Here is a 3,560-nt window from a genome sequence, read left to right as displayed (position 1 = left end):
CACACGACTTCGCCGTCCGCTTGCACTTGCGCTCGTCTTGCGCAAGCAAGCGTCCATCGCACCCCGCGCCAACGTTTCGTGACGATCGCGAAGCGCCCCTCTCGATGGGCACGGGACGGCCGGGCTTATCGATCTGATTTGGGCAAATCGCGAAGCGATTTATTTTTACGCAAAGGACTGGACAGGTAGCATCAGCTTGATCGGGTTTGATAATTTCGCCGTTTGGTGCAAAGGCTATTTGTCCAACTTTGAAAGCGAGCGGAGCCCGCGTCGTTCGTGACGGAGCGGTTCGATCTTCTGGGCATTGATCCATCCTAAAAATGGGCTCGCCTCGTCGGATGTTGATAATAGCCAAATCTGCTTGCGAGCCCTCGTGAGTGCGACCAAGAAATTGCAGATGCTCTGATCCGTGGTGCCGCTTTGCCTATAGCTGCTCTTCGTTCAGCTTGTCCTCTGCCATGAGATAGGCATCCTCCCGGCAGGGTTGCTGTATGTTTGGGAATGCATCCGTTAGCGTATGTCATGACGCCGTGCGCGACATTTCATGACCGAGCTACCTGCCGATCCGGCGTGCACCGCAGCGGGAGGGTCTTTCATCCAGTCAAATTCTCGGCAGCGCGGATAGGCACGCTGACTTGATGATCGGCCGCATCCGCTCAAAACTGAGTGAATATATTTTTGGGGTCGCCATACTGAGTCGAGTCAGCTAGTGCAATTTTTACGCGCTTTTAGGAACTTTACAGGAACGTCTAGCTTTTCGTATGATAGCCAAAAGGGGAGAAGGCTCAATGACCAAAGACCTACAGGAACTCATTGAGCGTACTCGTAAAATCGAAATGACCCCTGCTCAGCTGGGGGAACAGCGGCGCAGCTTCGCGTATGGCAATACCAACATTGAGAACGAGCGGATCACTCGCCAGATGGTCGCCGATCTCGATGCGCAGCTTCATGCGAAAAAGGGCTGATCACACTTGGCGCAGGATCGGCATACGGTTGCCGAAGCGGCGTCGCTCCTCAAAGACCCTGACGAGATAGCTCAACGCGAAGCTGAAAATGGCATCCGCCAATTCGACCTCGCGTTGGACATCATCCGCCAATCGGTCAAAGACCAAGAGCGACCGTTCAAGCTGCGGTCGAGCACAATTCTAAATCTGCACAGGGCTGCGCTTGATGGACTTCACGCGCTGGCGGGAACGTGGCGCAACACGTCCGTAAAGATACAGGGTAGCGGTCATCAACCGCCAGAGGCGCCGTTCGTCTCAGAAGAGATCGAACATCTATGCGACTATGTGAACGATCACTGGTCGTCGTCGAGCGCTGTGCACCTAGCGGCTTATGTTCTTTGGAAATTGAACTGGATACATCCGTTCGCTGATGGCAATGGTCGCACGGCACGGGCGGTCGCCTATGTCGTACTCAGTATCAAATTGGATAGCCTATTGCCGGGTGCCCCGACGATCCCTGAGCAGATAGCTGGCAACAAGCGGCCTTACTATGATGCACTAGAAACTGCCGACAAACATTTGGTCGGTGGAAACATTGACGTCAGCGATCTGGAAAAAATGTTGGCAGCGATGCTTTCGACTCAGCTCTTGAGCGCCGCCAAAGAAGCTGCGGGGGAAATTGCCAAGCCTGATGGTCAGGCTTTCCACTGATCCTTACCCCGCCCGTTTTAGACCCGTCGAATCATCTGTGGATTGGAAAATCGAAGCCAAAGCTATTTCGCTCACGACTCAATATTTTTTTCGCCAAGAGGCAACCCAGCTCCTCGCCGCCACGCCCGGCGTCTCTCGGGACTGTTTTACACGGCCAAGACCCTAAGCGGACTTTGGCGTCTGACCGACCGTGGGCGCTATCCGGCGCGTTAACGCAAGAAGCGCGAGAGCAAGACCGGTAAACACAGCGCCCGCAAGAAAGGTGCCTTCAGGTCCGACGCCATCCCAAAGCGCACCGGCGAGAACGCTCGCAGCAAGCACTGCCAACCCGCATAACAGGTTGAAAATTCCGTAAGCCGTACCTCGCAGCTCCGGCGGAGCGGTATCCGCGACAAGTGTCGCCAGCAGTCCTTGCGTGAATCCCATGTGCAATCCCCACAACGCCACTCCCGCGGCCACGCCTGCGAGGCCGTTCGTGAACGAAAGGACGAGGTCGGCCGCGGCCAGCAGACCAAAGCCCATGGCAAGAACCGTGATGCGATTGGCTCGATCTGACAGGACCCCCGCGGGGTAGGCAGCAAGGGCATAAACGAAATTCATCAGCACCAAAACCATCGGGACGAGCGTCACCGGCAGGCCGACAGCCTGCGCACGCAGGATCAGGAAAGCTTCGCTAAAACGTGCAGTCGAGAATACGACGGCTATCCCGACGACCCACCAATAAGCCAGGCCCAGGCGCTTGAGTTCAACGAGACTGAACGGCGACCGCGCGCCGCGCAGTCCCTGAGGACGTTTCGGTTCATGAACCGCGAAGAGCAGCAATCCGACAGCCAGAAAGGCCGGAATAACCGCCACCCAGAACACCGCCTGAAAATGATTGGCCGTAAGCCACATCAGGCCGATCGCCAGGGCCGGGCCAAGAAAGGCTCCGACGGTGTCGAGCGATTGCCGCAGTCCGAAGCTTGCGCCGCGTAGATTCGCCGGCGCAATATCCGCGACCAGGGCATCTCGCGGCGCTCCTCGAATACCTTTTCCGATTCGATCAATGAAGCGCGCGGCCACCAGCCAGCCTACCGACGATGCGAGCGGGAATATCGGCTTGGTGAATGCCGCCAATCCGTAACCAATGACGGCGAGCAATTTGCGCTTGCCCAACCAGTCAGAGAGAGCGCCGGAAAAGACCTTGGTGATTGACGCCGTTGCTTCGGCAATGCCTTCGATGAAGCCAACGGTGAGCATCGACGTCCCGAGCACGGTAACGAGGTAGACCGGGAGCAGCGCGTGGATGATCTCGGAGGAAATGTCCATCAGCATCGAGACCAAGCCGAGGGCCCACACCGCCGGAGGTATCTCGCGCAGCCGGGAGAAATAGTTATTCTTGCCGCTGTCCTGCATCGACGCATCCTATCGTTGCCAATGCGCAAAACAAATCGCATCGATATCTGGACGTGGCCCCTGGCCGAAGGCGTACCCCGCCTCTTTGTTGCCGATGAATGGCGGATTACGCGCCCGCTAATCGAATTCGCCCTACGAGCTACTACAATCTTGAGTTCCAAAGCTCCTGTGAATGACGAGCAGGGCCTTTGATCTGGATCATTACCAAGGCTTCCAAGCGGCGCATGGTGCCACGTGGGAAAGAGGGAGGTTCAACATGGCATCGATCTCACATCATCACGAAAGATGCCCGCGGTGCGGTTCTGGGTTGGTCAGCCTTGAATGGGATGAACACGTGAATTCGCGGGAAGTCCAGGACCTGTGGCACTGTTGGAAGTGTCAGAACGAATTCATCACTGTCGAACTTTCTGACGAGAAGCCGCCTCCAGCCGCCGAGGTCACCAAGCCGTTCTTTACGAGTTTAGTAATGGAATGACGGTTTGCGGCGTGTCGCGACGACATCCTGTTCAT

Annotated in this window: 3 protein-coding genes; 2 read left to right on the top strand and 1 reads right to left on the bottom strand. The window is 56.6% G+C overall.

Annotated elements, in window-relative coordinates:
• Positions 1 to 788 precede the first annotated feature (788 nt).
• Together WB528_RS19460 and WB528_RS19455 are read left to right on the top strand one after the other, a co-directional pair.
• Entirely contained in the window at positions 789 to 965 is a 177-nt protein-coding gene (locus WB528_RS19460) for a hypothetical protein (RefSeq protein WP_423890024.1), read from the top strand.
• Between the two features lie 6 nt (positions 966 to 971).
• Positions 972 to 1,655, top strand: a complete 684-nt coding sequence (locus tag WB528_RS19455; protein ID WP_423890023.1) for a Fic family protein — start codon at positions 972 to 974, stop codon at positions 1,653 to 1,655.
• Positions 1,656 to 1,817: 162 nt separating this feature from the next.
• Here WB528_RS19455 and WB528_RS19450 read toward each other — a convergent pair whose 3' ends face one another.
• Positions 1,818 to 3,050 carry an MFS transporter gene (locus WB528_RS19450; RefSeq protein ID WP_423890022.1) on the bottom strand — a complete coding sequence of 411 codons (1,233 nt, stop codon included), beginning with the start codon at positions 3,048 to 3,050 and terminating at the stop codon, positions 1,818 to 1,820.
• Positions 3,051 to 3,560: the final 510 nt, after the last annotated feature.

This window comes from Bradyrhizobium sp. (genome assembly GCF_049586575.1).
Classification (GTDB): domain Bacteria; phylum Pseudomonadota; class Alphaproteobacteria; order Rhizobiales; family Xanthobacteraceae; genus Bradyrhizobium.
The sequence above is the reverse complement of the archived record's forward strand: the minus strand, read 5'-3'. Positions and strand labels throughout refer to the sequence as shown.